Annotated in this window: 13 protein-coding genes; 10 read left to right on the top strand and 3 right to left on the bottom strand. The window is 71.7% G+C overall.

From position 1 onward, the window contains the following. Positions 1–148 precede the first annotated feature (148 nt). Together ACH4XV_RS15765 and ACH4XV_RS15760 are read right to left on the bottom strand one after the other, a co-directional pair. Positions 149–2,140 (bottom strand): PQQ-binding-like beta-propeller repeat protein, encoded by a 1,992-nt coding sequence (locus ACH4XV_RS15765; protein ID WP_395790057.1) that lies wholly within the window; start codon positions 2,138–2,140, stop codon positions 149–151. Then, positions 2,137–2,439 carry a hypothetical protein gene (locus ACH4XV_RS15760; RefSeq protein WP_395790055.1) on the bottom strand — a complete coding sequence of 101 codons (303 nt, stop codon included), beginning with the start codon at positions 2,437–2,439 and terminating at the stop codon, positions 2,137–2,139. Before ACH4XV_RS15760 ends, ACH4XV_RS15765 begins: the two co-directional genes overlap by 4 nt. A gap of 290 nt (positions 2,440–2,729) precedes the next feature. On the opposite strand from ACH4XV_RS15760, the gene ACH4XV_RS15755 reads away from it, so the two are divergent. After that, entirely contained in the window at positions 2,730–3,662 is a 933-nt protein-coding gene (locus tag ACH4XV_RS15755) for a hypothetical protein (RefSeq protein WP_395790053.1), read from the top strand. Between the two features lie 294 nt (positions 3,663–3,956). Here the strand turns inward: ACH4XV_RS15755 and ACH4XV_RS15750 are convergent, their stop codons facing one another. Beyond that, positions 3,957–4,613 (bottom strand): GntR family transcriptional regulator, encoded by a 657-nt coding sequence (locus tag ACH4XV_RS15750; RefSeq protein WP_126639895.1) that lies wholly within the window; start codon positions 4,611–4,613, stop codon positions 3,957–3,959. A gap of 105 nt (positions 4,614–4,718) precedes the next feature. Here ACH4XV_RS15750 and ACH4XV_RS15745 point away from each other — a divergent pair, with 105 nt between their 5' ends. From ACH4XV_RS15745 to ACH4XV_RS15705, 9 genes are all read left to right on the top strand, one after another. Continuing rightward, positions 4,719–6,707 (top strand): beta-galactosidase, encoded by a 1,989-nt coding sequence (locus ACH4XV_RS15745; RefSeq protein ID WP_395790051.1) that lies wholly within the window; start codon positions 4,719–4,721, stop codon positions 6,705–6,707. Continuing rightward, positions 6,704–8,038, top strand: coding sequence for an aminomethyl-transferring glycine dehydrogenase subunit GcvPA (gene gcvPA / locus ACH4XV_RS15740; RefSeq protein ID WP_395790049.1), 1,335 nt, complete (start codon positions 6,704–6,706; stop codon positions 8,036–8,038). Before ACH4XV_RS15745 ends, gcvPA begins: the two co-directional genes overlap by 4 nt. After that, positions 8,038–9,594 (top strand): aminomethyl-transferring glycine dehydrogenase subunit GcvPB, encoded by a 1,557-nt coding sequence (gene gcvPB / locus ACH4XV_RS15735; protein ID WP_395790047.1) that lies wholly within the window; start codon positions 8,038–8,040, stop codon positions 9,592–9,594. Before gcvPA ends, gcvPB begins: the two co-directional genes overlap by 1 nt. Beyond that, positions 9,591–10,697, top strand: a complete 1,107-nt coding sequence (locus ACH4XV_RS15730; RefSeq protein WP_395790045.1) for an ATP-NAD kinase family protein — start codon at positions 9,591–9,593, stop codon at positions 10,695–10,697. Before gcvPB ends, ACH4XV_RS15730 begins: the two co-directional genes overlap by 4 nt. Next, complete coding sequence (locus ACH4XV_RS15725) at positions 10,694–11,461, top strand: SDR family NAD(P)-dependent oxidoreductase (RefSeq protein ID WP_380001770.1); 768 nt, start codon at positions 10,694–10,696, stop codon at positions 11,459–11,461. Before ACH4XV_RS15730 ends, ACH4XV_RS15725 begins: the two co-directional genes overlap by 4 nt. 81 nt (positions 11,462–11,542) lie before the next feature. Further along, the gene (locus tag ACH4XV_RS15720) at positions 11,543–12,829 is read left to right on the top strand and encodes an ABC transporter substrate-binding protein (RefSeq protein WP_395790042.1); all 1,287 of its coding nucleotides are present in this window, start codon (positions 11,543–11,545) and stop codon (positions 12,827–12,829) included. A 12-nt stretch (positions 12,830–12,841) separates the two neighbouring features. After that, positions 12,842–13,804: a carbohydrate ABC transporter permease gene (locus tag ACH4XV_RS15715; protein WP_395790040.1), complete on the top strand. Its 963-nt coding sequence runs from the start codon at positions 12,842–12,844 to the stop codon at positions 13,802–13,804. Between the two features lie 15 nt (positions 13,805–13,819). Next, the gene (locus tag ACH4XV_RS15710; RefSeq protein ID WP_380028635.1) at positions 13,820–14,659 is read left to right on the top strand and encodes a carbohydrate ABC transporter permease; all 840 of its coding nucleotides are present in this window, start codon (positions 13,820–13,822) and stop codon (positions 14,657–14,659) included. 1 nt (position 14,660) lies between these two features. Further along, positions 14,661–16,274 (top strand): amylo-alpha-1,6-glucosidase, encoded by a 1,614-nt coding sequence (locus ACH4XV_RS15705; RefSeq protein WP_395790038.1) that lies wholly within the window; start codon positions 14,661–14,663, stop codon positions 16,272–16,274. The last annotated feature ends 6 nt before the right edge of the window (positions 16,275–16,280 follow it).

The following is a 16,280-nucleotide window of genomic DNA, read 5'->3' as shown; positions in this document are numbered from 1 at the left end:
TCTTGGTGGATCGGGCCGCGTCGTCCGGTGCGGCGAGGTGCGGTGTCGGGCGGCGCGGCCCCGCCAAGATCCGCCGGACAGGGTCTAGGGCTTGCAGACACGCGCCCGCGGTCGTGCCGGATGTCGACCGGCGCGACCGCGGGCGGGGTCAGGATGACCTGCGGGCGCCGGCGATCAGGCGGTAGCCCAGGCCGGTGGTGGTTTCGTCGACCAGGAACAGGCGGCCGTCGTGCTCGAAGGGCTTGGGCATCGCCTCCGCGAGCGAGACGCCCAGGCGCAGCGGGTATTCGTCGAGGACGGTGATGTGGCCGTCGTTCGGGTCGAAGCGGACCAGGCGCGGCGGCTTGCTGCCTCGGGCGTTGACCCACACGCGCAGGGCGCCGTCCGGCTCGACCGCGATCGGGGCGGCCTTGCTGTCCACGCTCAGGCCGACCACCTTGACCGCGGCGGGCAGTTCGGAGATCCAGCGGACCCGGCCGCTCGCCCGGTCGATCGCGATGATCTGGTTGGCACCGGGGGAGGACGAGGCGTGCACGGACCGGCCGTTGTTGCCGGGGACGTAGATGGTGTGCTCGTCGGCGAGCAGGCGCGGGGCGGTGCCATGGGCGTCGCCGACCAGGGGATTGCCGGTGTCGATCGGGAACGCGGGTTCGCCGCGGTCGGTCAGCACCGTGGGTCGGGTCGCGCCGCCGGTGCCGGTCGGCTCGTTGACGATCACCGGCGAGGTGGCCACGACCGGGGAGGCGCCGGGCGGGCCGCCCTTGGGCAGGGTGTGTGTCCAGACCGGCTTGCCGGTGGTGGGGTCCAGGGCCCAGACGGTGTCGGCGCCGGCGCACTGTCCGTTGGCGACCAGGGCCGCGCCGCCGCGGAACCCGGTGACCCGGCAGCCGGCCGCCACGGTGTTCGCGGTCCAGAGCTGGGCGCCGTCCCTGATCCGGAACGCGGTGTCGCCGCTGACCGCCACGCCGTGTGAGACGGCCACCCGCTCCTGGGCCGGGGTGTCCTTGGCGGTGCGCGGCTTGCTCCAGACCTCGGTGCCGGAGGTGACGTCGACGCCCGCGACGCGGTCGCAGGCGGTGCCGACGCCGTAGACGATCACCGCGATCGTCCCGTCGGTCTCGGCGCCGGCGGCGCACATCGAGGCGCCGCCCGGGAGCGGCTTCTCCCAGACGGTGGCTCCGCTGTCGACGCGGTACGCCACCACGCGGGCGCGCTCCGAGCGGACCACGGTGTCGCCCTGGAACCAGGTGCCCTCGAGGGTACGGGCGTCCTTGGCCGCGTTCGCCGGGGGCTTGGGACCGTCCCGGCCCTCCTTCAACGCCCAGGAGACCGCGACGTGTTCGCCGGAGTTGGCGTAGTCGTTGCCGTCCTTGACCGCCTGCCGGACCGCGCCGACGCCGGCCACCGCCAGCACGGCGAGGGCCAGGAGCGCGCTGCGGAGCAGGACCGGGCGATCCCGCCGGGCCCGGACCCGGTTGGGGTCGAGCGGCGGGCCGAAGACGAAGTGGTGGTCCGAGGGCGCCGGTTGCAGCGGCATCGGGGACGACGGGGGTGTCGGTGCCGGGCCGCCGGGGCCTCCCGGGCCGTAGGGCGGGAGTGAACCCGGGCCGGTCGGGCCGCCGGGACCGCCGTGCGGCGGCGGGTAGGTGTGCGGGCCGGCCGGGGGATGGGTGTCGTACAGCGGCAGGTTGGGGTTCGCGACGAAACCGCCGCCGCCGGAGGATTGGGGATACGGCGCCGGGCGGGCGTGCGGTTGCGGCTGCGCCTGGTGCGGGACGTGCGGCTGCGGTTGCCCCTGGGCGGGGGTGTACGGCTGCGCCTGCCCCTGGTGTGGGACGTGCGGCTGCGGATGCCCCTGGGCCGGGGCGTGTGGCTGTGCCTGCCCCTGGGTCGGGTTGTAAGGCTGCGGCCGGTCCTGCGCCGGGGGCGGGGCGAAGCCGGGGCGGCCCGACGTGTTCGACCCGGGCGGCCCGAACGGCGGTGGGTCGGACGGTGTCGGCTGCGGGGGCGCGAACGGCGGTGGGTCGGCCGGCGTCGGCTGCGGCGGGGCGAACGGTGGTTGCTCGGACGAGGCCGCTCGGGCACGGCGGTGCTCGTCCCACGGGTCCTGCGGATCACTCGGGTTCTGCGGGGTGCTCACGCGGCGGCTCCCGAAGTGCCGGGTATCACCGGTGCGCCGAGGCCGACCTCGTGCGGGCCCGGCAGGTCCTTGAGGTCGCGGCGGTCCACGTGTCCGACCGACTGGCCGACGTTGTGCAGCCACAACACGAGGAAGGTGATCACCGCGGCGGAGGCGGCGGTGATGAGTACGCTCACCACGATCACCAGGACCTTGCGCGGCGCGGCCGGCCCACGCGCCGGAGCGGGTTCCGGCGGCGCGCCCCACGGCGTCGGCGTCGGTCCGGCGGCCTGTCGCCGCGGTGGCGATGACTGCGTCATGACGATCGTGCCCCCCGTGTCCCGTTCCCTGTTCACCTCGTGCCGCGGCCGTCGCCGATCCGTCCCCGACACGACATCGCGTCGATTACCGTACCGATCCCGGCCGGCCGCCGCCGACAATCCGGGCCGGTTCGAGGGTGGTCCCGCCCCGACCGAGGGAACCGCCCGGGTGGTTCGGGCGTCGGACCGGCGTCGGACCCACCGTCGCGGCGACGCCTCGGTGGGAGAGGATGTGGTTCCGGCGTCGTCCGTAGGCGTCGCATCGTAAGTCGCAACGGGGAAGTGGATCCGTGTCGTTTCAGCAGTCGCCGGGCGGCGAGCAGCCGCAGCAGCCCCCGGGTGGGCCATATGGTCCGCCGCCCGGTCCGTACGGGGCACCGCCGCCTCCCGGTCAACCGTATGGCGGCCCCTACGGCCCGCCCGGCCCGCCGTACGCGGCGCAGCAGCCCGGCGCCCACCCCTACGGCGCCCCGCCGCCCCCCGGCCAGTGGGGCCACGGGCCCGGATACGGCGGACCGCCGCCTCCCGGGCAGCCCAGGCGCAAGGCCGCGATCATCGTCGGAGCCGTGGTGGGCGTGCTCGCCGTGGGCACCGTCGCGGTGCTGGGCGCCACCGGCGCGTTCTCGTCCGACGACGACAAGGACCCGGTGGCGAAGCCCACCTCGTCGTCCCGGACCTCGGGCCCGCCGACCACGCGGCCCACCACGCCCGCGCCCGCGCCGCCGGAACCGCCCACCACCCGCCCGCCGAGCACGACCTCGGCGCCCAAGCGCACCGTGGACACCCCCGACCGGGCGGGTGGGCTGAACAGGATGGACGACGACGCGTATCCGGCGCAGAAGTCGCTCCGGGACGGGGCCAGGCCCGGTTCCAAGGTCGCCGCGTACGGTGCGCCGGGCGCGAGTTCGCCGAGCGCGGTGGTCATGGTGATGGCGACCCCGGCGCCGCGCCAGTCGCCGATGACGACGATGGATCAGATCATCGCCGGCATGCGCGAGGGCGCCGACGAGAAGTCGGGGGACCTGGGGACCGTGCGCGAGATGGGCGCCGGCTCGATGGGCGGCGTGTTGCGCTGCACCACCCTCAAGTTCGGCGGCAAGGCGCTGCCGACCTGCGTGTGGGCCGACGCGGACACCGTGGGCGTCGTGTACGGGATGAACGACAAGACGTTGGACGAGACCGCGGCGCAGACCCTGCGACTGCGCCCGGACCTGGAGAAGTGATCGAGGGGTAGCACGCAACCTCGATCTCCCGGCCCGGGCCCACGGGTCCGACCCGCCAGGAGTTCCGGATACCCCGCACGCCCCGACGACGCCCCGACGACGCCCGCCGTCGCCGGGGCGTCGTCGTGCGCCCGCACACACCGACCGCGTCCGGACACGCCGAAGCGACCGACGGCGGCGGGCGTCGTCGGTGCAAACGGGCCGACCTTCGCGGACTCGCCCCGACGAGCCCGCCCCCGCCCAAGAGGCCCCCGACCAGCCCGCAGGCGGCCCGCCGGGTCGGACCCGGGTCGGTCAGGCCGTACCCGGAGCCGCCGGGATCCGGCTTGTCATGCGCTCCATCCCGCTGATCCAGTTGTCGCGCAGCGCCGCCGTGGCCGCCGGGACGTCGCCGGCGCGCAGGTGCTCGGCGATCCGGCAGTGCTCCTCGGCCTCGCGCTCCAGGAGGGTGTCCTCGCCGGCGATCAGGTGCGTGTAGCGGCGCATGCCCGCCTTCACGCTGGTCACCAGATCGAGCAGCCGCTCGTTCGGGCACCGGCCGAGCAGCAGGTCGTGCCACTCGTCGTCGTGCCACTCGATCTCCGACTGCTCCGCCACCGGATCCGGAAAGCCCCGGGCCAGCCGCAGCAACTCCGGTGCCATCTCCCGGAGTTCATCCGGATCGGAGAGCTCCAGAGCGAGTGACTCCAGGCCCGCGACGATCTCGCACAGCTCGCGGAACTCCTTGCTGCTCACCGGCGCGAACCGGAAGCCGCGTCCCTGATTGCTCTCCAGGACACCTTCGCCGGCGAGGGTGATCAGGGCTTCGCGCAGGGGGGTGCGACTCACGCCCAACTCGGCGGCGAGCACCACCTCGTTGATGTCCTTGCCCGCCGCAAAGTCGCCCCTGTCGAGGCGCAGAAGCAACTCCTCGCGGATCTGCTCCCGCAGAGGTCGCCGCTGGATACCCATGTGTCGGTTACTCCTCGTGTCGATCGGGGCCGATAACTGATGCTTGACATGTCACACCGTAGCCACCTTGAATTATGAATACAGAATACATGAACGGAGATCAACGTGCGGTTGACGCGAGTGCCGGGATTGCTGTTCGGAGGTGACTACAACCCCGAGCAGTGGCCGGAGGAGGTCTGGGCCGAGGACGCCAAGCTGATGGTCGAGGCCGGCGTGAACATGGCGACCGTCGCGGTCTTCTCCTGGTCACGTCTGGAACCCAGGCCGGGGGAGTACGACTTCGGCTGGTTGGACCGGGTGCTGGACCTGCTGCACGAGCACGGCATCGCCGCCGACCTGGCCACCGCGACCGCCACCCCGCCGCCCTGGCTGGTGCGCGAGCACCCCGAGATGATGCCGGTCGACGCACACGGCACGCAGCTCGAATTCGGCTCGCGGCAGGGCTACTGTCCCAGCTCGCCGATCTTCCGCGCGGCCACTGTCCGTCTCGCCCGGGCGATGGCGGAGCGTTACGGGAACCACCCCGCCGTGGCGATGTGGCACATCAGCAATGAGTACGCGGACCACACGCTGGAGTGCTTCTGCGACGAGTCGGCCCGGCATTTCCGCCGCTGGCTGACCGACCGCTACGCCGACATCGACGGCCTCAACGCCGCGTGGGGCACCTCGTGCTGGGGCCAGCACTACACCGACTTCGGTCAGATCAACCCGCCGCGCGTGGCACCGGGGCCGATCAACCCGGCGCAGGTGCTCGACTGGCGGCGGTTCTGCTCCGACGCGCTCCTGGAGTGCTTCGAGGCGGAGAAGGCCGTGCTGCGCGAGGTCACCCCCGACATCCCGGTGACCACCAACTTCATGAGCATCCTGCACGGCCTGGACTACTGGAAGTGGGCCGCCGCCGAGGACTTCGTCAGCGACGACGCCTACCCCGACCCCGCCGACCCGACCTCGCACACCGGCATCGCGCTCAGCTACGACCTGATGCGCTCGCTCAAGCGCCGCCCGTGGCTGCTGCTCGAACAGGCGCCGAGCGCGGTCAGCTGGCGCGAGGTCAACGTGCCCAAGCCGCCCGGCAAGATGCGCCTGGACAGCCTCCAGGCGCTCGCCCACGGCGCCGACGGCGTGATGTTCTTCCAATGGCGCCAGGCCCACTACGGCCCCGAGAAGTTCCACTCCGCACTCCTGCCGCACGGCGGTGTCCGGACCCGAGGATGGCAGGACACGCTGCGCCTGGGCGGCGATCTGGGCAGGCTCGCCGAGATCGCCGGCACCCATGGCCGCGCCGACGTCGCGCTGGTCCTGGACTGGGACTCGTGGTGGGGACTGGAGGCCCCCGAGTCGATGCCCACCAAGCGGCTCGCCCTGCTGCGGCTGATGCGCACCTGGTACGAACCGCTGCACGCGCTCGGCATCACCGTCGACCTGACCCCGCCCGACCGCGACCTGTCCGACTACCGCCTGGTGATCGCGCCCAACCTGTACCTGTGCACCGAGGAGAGCGCGGCCAACCTGCGCGCCTACCCCGGCGAACTGGTCGTCGGCCCGTTCAGCGGCGTGGTCGACGCGGCGGACCGGATCCACACCGGCGGCGCCCCCGGCCCGCTGCGCGAGCTGCTCGGACTGAGCGTCGACGAGTTCTGGCCGCTGGCCGACGGTGCCGAGCAGAGCGTGCGCTACGCCGACGGCACCTCGGGCACCGCGACCCGCTGGGCCGAGTGGATCCGTACCGAGGGCGCCGCCACCGTCGCCGAATACGCCGACGGCGACCTTGCCGGACAACCCGCGATCACCCGCCTGGGCCGCGTCACCTACGTCGGCTGCGCCCTGGAGGACGTCACCCCCGTACTCACCGACGCGCTGACCCGCGCCGGCGTACGCCCGGTCGCCGACCTGCCCCCCGGCGTCGAGGCCGGGCTGCGTACCGGCCCCGACGCCGACTACCTGTTCCTGCTCAACCACGGCACGACCACCGCGGCACTGACCCTGCGCGCCCCCGGCACGGACCTGCTGACCGGGCGCGACCTGCACGGCTCGATCGAAATCGGACCCAGGGACGCCGTGGTGCTGCGCACCGCTCACGAGGGAGAGAAGTGACCCACCCCTATATTCCCAATGCCGAGCCGGCCGTACGGGCCGAGATGCTGGCCGCCATCGGGGTCGAGTCCGTCGAGGACTTCTACGCCGACATCCCCGCCGCGCTGCGCCTGAACCGCCCGCTCGACCTGCCCGCGCCGATCACCTCGGAACACGAACTGGTCCGGCACATGGGCGCGTTGCTCGCACGCAACACCGACACCACCGAGGTGCTGAGCTTCCTGGGCGGCGGCTGCTACCCGCACCACGTGCCCGCCGTGTGCGACGAGGTCAACACCCGCGGCGAATTCCTCACCGCCTACGCGGGCGAGCCCTACGAGGACCACGGCCGCTTCCAGGCGATCTTCGAGTACGTCAGCATGATGGCCGAACTCCTGGAAATGGACGTCGTCAACGTCCCCACCTACGACGGCTTCCAGGCGTCCGGCACCGCACTGCGCATGGCCGCCCGCTACACCGGCCGCTCCACCGTTCTGGTCACCGCCGCGATCGGCGCGGACAAGCTGAGCAAGCTGCACGACTTCCTCGCGCCCGACATCGAGATCGTCATGATCCCGGTCACCGAGACCGGCGAGGCCGCCGCGTTCACCGTCGACGACACCGTCGCCGCGGTCTACCTGGAATACCCCAACGCGTACGGCGTGGTCGAGACCCGGATGGCCGAGATCGCCGAACTCGCGCACGCCCAGGGCGCGTTGCTCGTGGTGAGCGCCGACCCGATCGCGCTCGGCGTACTCGCCCCGCCCGCCACGCTCGGCGCGGACATCGTCTGCGGCGACATCCAGTCGCTCGGCATGCACCAGAGCTACGGCGGCGGCCACGCCGGCTACATCGCCACCCGGGACGAACCGCGACTGGTCGCCGAGTTCCCCTCCCGCCTGTTCGGCATCGCGCCCACCGCGGTGCCCGGCGAATACGGCTTCGGCGACGTCTTCTACGACCGCACCTCCTTCGCGCTGCGCGAGGAGGGCAAGGAATGGGTCGGCACCGCCGCCTCCCTGTGGGGCATCACCGCCGGCGTCTACCTGGCCCTGATGGGCCCGGAGGGCATGCGCGAGCTGGGCGAGACCGTCCTGGCCCGGACCCGCTACGCGATGGACGAACTCGGCGCCGTACCCGGCGTGCGGGTGCTGCACCCCGAGGGTGTGCACTTCCGCGAGTTCGCCGTCGAGGTGGCCGACGCCGACGCGCTGCTCACCGCGCTGCGCGCGCACGACATCTTCGCCGGTGTGCGCCTGGACGCCGGCACGCTGCTGGTCTGCGTGACCGAGCGGCACTCCAAGGACGACATCGACACGCTGGTGCGAGCGGTACGAGAGGTGCAGGGCTGATGGGTGCCGTCGGAGAATCCTTCGCGAAGTTGCCGATCGAGGCCAAGCCGCCGCTGCGCCGGTTCCACCAGGCGCGCTGGGACGAGCCGATCATCTTCGAGCTGTCCAGCCCCGGCCGGCGCGGCATCGGGGTGCCCGACGCGGGCGTGCCCGCCGTCGAGCTGCCGGCCGCCGTGCGCCGCCAGGCACCGCCCGCGCTGCCGGAGATGTCCCAGCTGCACGTGCTGCGCCACTACGTACGGCTGTCCCAGGAGACGCTGGGCGTCGATGTCAACATCGCCGTCGGCCAGGGCACCTGCACGATGAAGTACAGCCCCAAGGTCAACGACCGCTTCGTCAGCGACACCCGGATCGCCGAACTGCACCCGGCCCAGCCCGAGGACAGCGTGCAGGGCGTGCTGGAGATCTACTGGCGCATGGAGCGCATGCTCGCGGAGATCTCCGGTCTGCACCGGGTCAGCCTCCAGCCCAACTCCGGCTCGGCGGCCATCTACACCAACATCGCGATGATCCGCGCCTACCACGCCTCCCGGGGTGAGGGCGAGCAGCGCGACCAGGTGATCACCACGATGTTCTCGCACCCCTCGAACGCGGCCTGCGCCAAGCTCGCCGGGTACGAGGTGATCACCCTGATGCCGGACGCCGAGGGCCACCCGGACATCGAGGCACTGCGCGCGGCGGTCGGCCCGCGCACCGCGGCGCTGATGATCACCAACCCGGAGGACACCGGGATCTACAATCCGCGGATCGCCGAGTTCGTCGAACTCGTGCACGGCGTGGGCGGGTTGGCCTGCTACGACCAGGCCAACGCGAACGGCATCCTGGGCATCACCCGGGCCGCCGAGGCCGGGTTCGACCTGTGCCACTTCAACCTGCACAAGACCTTCTCCACGCCGCACATGTGCGGCGGCCCGGCCGCGGGCGCCAGCGGTGTGGCGGAGAAGCTGGTGCCGTTCCTGCCCGGCCCCACCGTCGAGTTCGACGGCGAGCGCTACTTCCTCGACGCCGACCGGCCGCAGTCGATCGGCAAGGTCCGGCCGTACCTGGGGGTCACCCAGAACGTGGTGCGCGCCTACGCGTGGATCATGGCGCTGGGCGCCGAGGGCCTGCGGCAGGTCGCCGAGACGGCGGTGCTGAACAACAACTACCTCCAGCACAAGATCCTGCAGATCCGCGGCGCCTCCGCGCCGTGGGGCAGGCGCCGGCTGGAGCAGGTGCGCTACTCGTGGGAGGAGTTGTACGAGGAGACCGGCGTGCACTCTGAGGACATCGGGGTGCGTGCGGCCGACTTCGGCGTGCACTACTGGACCAGCCACCACCCGTACCTGGTGCCCGAGCCGTTCACCCTGGAGCCCACCGAGTCGTACTCCAAGGAGGACCTGGACGAGTACGCCGCGATCCTCGCGCACGTCGCCGAGGAGGCGCGTACCGACCCGGAGTTCGTCAAGGGCGCGCCCTACAACCAGACCGTGCACAAGATCGACCCGACGTGCCTCGACGACCCGGAGCAGTGGGCGCCGACCTGGCGGGCGTACGTCCGTAAGCACCTGTCGTGAGAATCGGCCTGATCGTGAACCCGGTCGCCGGCCTCGGCGGCGCGGCCGGGCTCAAGGGCAGCGACGGCACCGAGGTACAGCGCGAGGCGCTGGCCCGCGGCGCCACCGCCCGGGCGGGCGAGCGCGCGGCGGCCGCGGTGCGCGCGCTGCTCGCCGCCCGCCCGGACGCCACGGTGGTCACCGTGCCGGGCGCGATGGGGGAGACGGCCGCGCGGGCGGGCGGCGCCGAGCCCGAACTCGCCGCCTTCGCCCCGGGCGAGCCGTCCTCGGCCGGCGACACCCGGGCGGCGGTCCGCGCGCTCGCGGCGGTGGACGTAATGCTGTTCGCCGGCGGCGACGGCACCGCCCGGGACGTGCTCGACGCCGAGCCGGGCGGGCCCGTGCTCGGCATCCCGGCCGGGGTCAAGGTCTACTCCGGCTGCTTCGCGGTCGGTCCGGCGGCGGCGGGCCTGGCCGCCGCCGAGTTCGCCGGGAACACCACCGAGGCCGAGGTGGTGGACCTGGACGAACAGGCCTACCGCGAGGGCCGGGTCAGCCCGAGGCTGTACGGCACACTCACCGTGCCGGCCGCCCGGGTCCGGCTCTCCGGCCGCAAGACCGGCTCCACCACCGCGGCGCCGGCCACCGTCGAGGGCATCGCCCGCGAGGTGGTCGCCCGGATGCGGCCCGGCGTGCGCTACATCCTGGGCCCCGGCAGCACCACGCGCGCGGTGGGCCGGGCCCTGGGCAGCGAGGGCACCCTGCTCGGGGTGGACGTGATCGCCGACGGCGTGCCGATCGGGATCGACGTGAGCGAGCGGGCCCTGCTCGACCTGGTGGACGGGCACGAGGTGGCCGCGGTGGTGTCGGTGATCGGCGGCCAGGGCTTCGTGCTCGGCCGGGGCAACCAGCAGATCAGCCCCCGGGTCCTGGCCCGGGTGCGTGAACTGACCGTGCTGGCGACCCGGGAGAAGCTCGCCGCGCTCGGCGGCCGGCCGCTGCTGGCCGACACCGGGGACCCGGCCACCGACGCCCGACTCGGGGGCTATGTCCGAGTGGTCACGGGCTACCGCGAGAGTGTCCCCTATCGAATTGTTCCTGCTAGTGAGGAGAGCGTCGGATGAACGGGATGACTGGATCCCTGCACGGCAAGGTCGCCATCGTCACCGGCGGCGGCTCGGGCATCGGCCGCGCCACCGCGCTGATGTTCGGCGCGGAGGGCGCCGACGTGGTGATCGCCGACATCGACGCCGCGGCCGCGACCCGCGTGGCCGAGGAGATCTCGGCACAGGGCGGCCGGGCGGTGGCGGTCAAGGCCGACGTCTCGGCCGAGGCGGACTGCGTGGGCGTGGTCGCCGCGGCGGTGGAGACCTTCGGCGGGCTGCACGTGCTGTTCAACAACGCGGGCATCATCCGGCGCGCCGACGCGATCGGTACCTCCGTCGACGAATGGGACCGCGTGATGGCGGTCAACGTGCGCTCGGTGTTCCTGATGTGCAAGCACGCCGTGCCCGCGATGACCGACGGCGGCTCGATCGTCAACACCGGCTCCGGCTGGGGCCTCAAGGGCGGCGGCAACGCGATCTCCTACTGCGCGTCCAAGGCCGCGGTGGTCAACATGACCCGCGCCCTGGCGATCGACCACGCCGCGGCGGGCATCCGGGTCAACTCGGTCAACCCCGGGGACACCGACACCCCGATGCTGCGCGAGGAGGCCCGGCAACTGTCCGAGGACTGGGCGGCGTTCGAGGCCGACGCGGCCGACCGCCCGATGGGCCGCGCCGGCCGGCCCGACGAGATCGCCCGCGCGGTCCTGTTCCTCGCCTCCGACGCGGCGAGCTACATCACCGGTACCGCCCTGGTCGTGGACGGCGGCGGCCTCGCCTAGTCCGGGCCTCGCCGCTCCCGAGGGCGGCGGGCCCCTTCCCCGCACGTGCACGTCCCGCACTCATCCCCCCGGAGGCACATCGTGTCAATCTCCCGCGCCGCGAAGACCGTGGCCGTGCTGGCCGCCGGCGCCGCGCTCGTCGCCACCAGCGGTTGTGGCGGCAGCAGCGGTTCCGGTTCCGGCTCCAAGACCACCGTCACCTGGTCGACCTGGGGCAACCCGGAAGAGCTCGCCCGGTTCAAGGCATTCGAGAAGGACTTCGGCAAGAGACACCCCGACATCAACCTGAAGCTCCAGGCGGTGCCGTCCTACAGCGACTACCACGCCAAGCTGCTCACCCAGCTCTCCTCCAAGACCGCGCCCGACGTCTTCTACATAGGCGACGACTTCGCCGGGAAATTCGTCTCCGCCGGCGTGCTCGCCCCGCTCAACGACAAGATGGCCGCCCCCGACAGCAAGGCCAAGCCCGAGGACTTCTTCGACGGCCTGTACGGCGGCGCCAAGAAGGACGGCCAGATCTACGGCATTCCCAACGACGCCAACCCCGAGGTGCTCTGGTACGACAAGCAGACGCTCAAGGACGCCGGGATCACCGACGACCCGGCCGCGCTGAACGCCCAGGGGAAGTGGACGATGGCCACGTTCCTGGACATGAACCGCAAGTTGAAGGCCGCCGACAAGGCCGGCTCGGTCTTCTACAACTGGTACGGCTCGACCTACAGCATGATCAACGGCTTCGGCGGCAAGGTGTACGACGGCGGCAAGTTCGTCGGCAACACCGACCCCAAGTCGCGTGAGGCATTGAAGACGCTGGCCGACGGTTACCAGGACAAGACGTTCCTGGTCGCCGACCTCCTGCCCGAGGGCAATGGCTCCGACGTGCAGTTCATCAAGCACAAGGTCGGCTTCGCCGCCGGTGGCCGGTGGATGATCGACACGGTCAAGAAGGGCCGGCAGGACGACTACGACATCGTGCCGTTCCCGTCGCAGACCGGCGTGCTGATGCCGCAGACCGTGGGCACGTCCTTCCTCGCGATGAACAAGGACACCAAGAAGGCGCAGGCCGCCTGGACGTTCATGTCCGAGTTCGTCTCCAAGGACGGCCAACTGCTGCGTCTGAAGGGCGGCGGCAACGCGGTTCCCTCGGTCAAGGGCGCGGACAGCGTGGTGATGGAGGGCTACCCGGCGCACGCGCAGACCTTCATCGACACCCGCGACGGCGGCTTCGCCAACTACCCGGAGGAGGCCGGCGTGCCCTCGCTGACCTCCGACATCAACGAGCACCTGCTCAAGTTGTGGACCGGCAAGATCGGCTTCGACCAGGCGATGAACGAACTCGGCTCGCTCGTCTCCGCCAAACTGCACTGACCGGGGGCCGCCGTGACCACGTCCACGCTCAGCCGCACGACCGACACACGGCGCCCGACCACCGAGGAAACCTCCGAGCGCCGCCGGTCCCTTCGGGGCCGGCGGCGTCGGGAACGGTGGTGGGCCGCCCTCTTCCTCGGGCCGCAACTGGCCTTCCTGCTGCTGTTCACCCTGATCCCGCTCGGCTTCGCGGTCGTGCTGGCGTTCATGAAGTGGGACGGCCTGGGTGAGAAGTCCTGGGTCGGTCTCGACAACTTCCAGACCCAGCTGTCCGACCCCACCTTCCGCGACGCGGTCCTGAACACGCTGACCCTGGGCCTGATCACGGTGCCCGTGGGCCTGGCTCTGGCGTTGTTGATCGCCATGGCGCTGAACAACGTGCGCGGCAAGACCTTCTATCGGGTGGTCTACTTCCTGCCCGTGGTCACCAGTTCGGTGGCGGTCGCGGTGATCTGGCAGATGCTCCTCGCCAGCGGCGATCTGGGCATGCTCAACAACACCGTGCACGACTGGTTCGGGATCACCCTGCCCGACTGGCTCAACGACCCCGACTGGGTGATGGTCGCGATCGCGGCGGTGACCATCTGGTCCTCGCTCGGGCTGAACGTGGTGATCTTCCTGGCCGGCCTCCAGTCCATCCCGGCACACCTGACCGAGGTGGCCCGGATCGACGGCGCGGGCCCGCTGCGCATCTTCCGACACGTGACGCTGCCGCTGCTGTCGCCGACCATCTTCTTCTCCTTCGTGGTCGCGGTGATCAGCTCCTTCCAGGCGTTCGACCAGATCTACGTGCTCGTCGACCCCGACCACAACGAGGGCGCGCGCACGATCGTGTACCAGGTCTACGACCTGGGCTTCAAGAAGTTCGAGTTCGGCGCCAGCAGCGCCGCCGCCCTGCTCCTGACGCTGATGACGATCGTGGTGACCCTCGTCCAGTTCCGCGCGCAAAAGCGCTTCGTCCACTACGAGTCGTAGGAGAGGAGGGTCGTGATGGTCACGGCCATCCGCCGTCGTATCGGCACCGTCGCATTGCACACCCTGCTCGTCGTGGGCGGGCTGCTGATGGTGTTCCCGTTCATCTGGATGTTGCTCACCGCGTTCAAGGGCGAGGGGCAGATGATCCAGGATCCGCTGTCCTGGATCCCGGATCCCTGGCGGGCGAGCAACTTCCCCGACGCCCTGGACGCGATGCCGTTCGGGCGCGCCTACTGGAACAGCTTCTACATCGCCGCGATCACCGTCGTGGCCACCCTGCTCACCGCCTCGATGGCGGCCTACGCGTTCAGCCGGATCGACTTCCCGTTCTCGCGTTCGCTGTTCGTGGTCTTCCTGCTCACCCAGATGGTGCCCACCCAGGTCACCCTGGTGCCGCTGTACGTGATGTTGTCGCACTTCGGCTGGATCGACACCCACCTGGCGCTGATCCTGCCCGCCATCGCCAACCCGTTCGCGGTGTTCATGATGCGCCAGTTCATCCGCGCGGTACCGATCGAACTGGAGGAGGCCGCCCGCCTCGACGGCGCGAACCGGTGGACGATCTTCACCCGGATCGTGCTGCCCAACATCAAGCCGGGCATGGCGGCCCTGGGCATCATCGTCTTCCTGGGCAGTTGGAACAGCTTCATCTACCCGCTGATCTTCCTGAACTCGGAGGACAAATTCACCGTTCCGATGTTGCTCGCCTCGTTCAAGGGCCAGCACGGCGGACTGGACTACGGCCTGCTGCTCGCCGCGTCGACGATCTCCGTGGTGCCGATGCTGATCGCCTTCGTGATCGGCCAGCGGAAGATCATCAACAGCATGGCGGCATCCGGCATGGGAGGACGCTGACATGCCCACGCCCCTACTCGACCTGGTGGCGCTGGACCTGCGCGAACGCCCCTTCACCGACCGGGGATCGCGACTGCTCGTGCTCGCCGCGGACGACGGCGACCTGTGGGTCGCCCGGTCCGAGTACGAGACGCGGCTGAGCGAGACGATCGTGCTCACCGCGCTGCGGATCCGCGCGGCCGACGGCACGGCGCTGCCGATCCGGGCCGCGCGCCCGGACCGGATCGCCTTCGCGGGCGGGGTACACCTGGCCTTCGCCGACGCGGACACCCTCGTGCTCACCGGCACCGGCGCGCGGGCCGAATGGCTCGACGCGGACGGCATCGCGCACGGCGCCGCGATCGACGGCCGGCTGGTACTGGTCGGCAAGGACGCGCCCGACGCGCCGACCGTCCTGGGCGCGGCCCGGGCCCGCTGGACGGCCTGGTTCGAGCGTATGCCGGCCGTGCGCGCCGACCTGCGCGAGCGGGCGGCGCTCGCCTGGTGGACGCTCGGGATCAACCTGCTGCCGATCGGGCAGGCGGGCGGGCGCGAGGGCCTGGTCCCGTCCCGCTTCGGCTACGTCGGGGTGTGGAACTGGGACGCGTACTTCCACGCCATCGCGCTGCGCCACGGCGATGCCGAACTGGCCCGGGACCAGATCCGGATCCTGCTCGCCCACCAGCGCCCCGACGGGCTGATCCCCGACGTCGTGCACGACGAGGGGGTGCTGGCCGAGACCACCGACCTGCCCCGCTCCGACCGGGCCCGGCTGGCCGAGCACGTCGGCAGCGCCCTGGGAGCGGAGGAGGCCGCCGCCGCGTCGACCGGCGAGGTGGTCCCGGTGACCAAGCCGCCGCTGACCGCGTGGGCGGTGTGGAAGATCCACCGTGCCGCACCCGACCTCGACTTCCTGGCCGAGGTCTACGAGCCGCTCGTGCGCTCCCAGCAGTGGTGGCTCACCCACTCCGACCCCGACGGGGACGGCCTGGCCGAATACCTGCACCCGTACTCCAGCGGCCTGGACGACAGCCCCGTCTGGGACTACGGCCCGCGCGCCGAACCGCCGGACCTGAACTCCTACCTGGCGCTCCAGTTCGACGTCCTCGGCGACATCGCCGAGGCACTCGGCCGGGTGGACGAGGCCGCCGGCTGGCGCGAACGCGCGGCCGCGCACACCGAGTTGCTGATCGCCCGCCGCTGGGACGGCGAGCGCTTCGGTACCGTCTCGGCGGGCCGCGCGGTGGCCACCCGCACCCCGCTGGAACTGCTGCCGCTGCTCACCGGCCGACTGCCGCGCGCCATCGCCGACCGACTGGTCGCCGACCTGCGCTCGGCGAGCTTTTGGGGCGAACGCCCGGTGCCCACCGTCGCGTTCGACGACCCGGACTTCGACCCGGACGCGATGTGGCGCGGGCCGGTCTGGCTCAACGTCAACTACCTGCTGATCGAGGGCCTGCGCCGATCCGGATACCCGGACGTGGCCGACGAGTTGACCGAGCGCACGGTACGGATGGTGGCCGAGGGCGGCGGCCTGTACGAGTACTGGAACCCGCTCACCGGTGCCCGAGCCGGGCGAGCCACCTCCGGCTTCGGCTGGTCCAGCGCCCTGTTCGTGGACCTGGCCCGCACCTGAACCCGA

Source organism: Embleya sp. NPDC020630, assembly GCF_044334985.1.
Lineage (GTDB): Bacteria > Actinomycetota > Actinomycetes > Streptomycetales > Streptomycetaceae > Embleya.
Note: the sequence above shows the minus strand (reverse complement) of the source record. Positions and strands in the feature narration are given on the sequence as shown.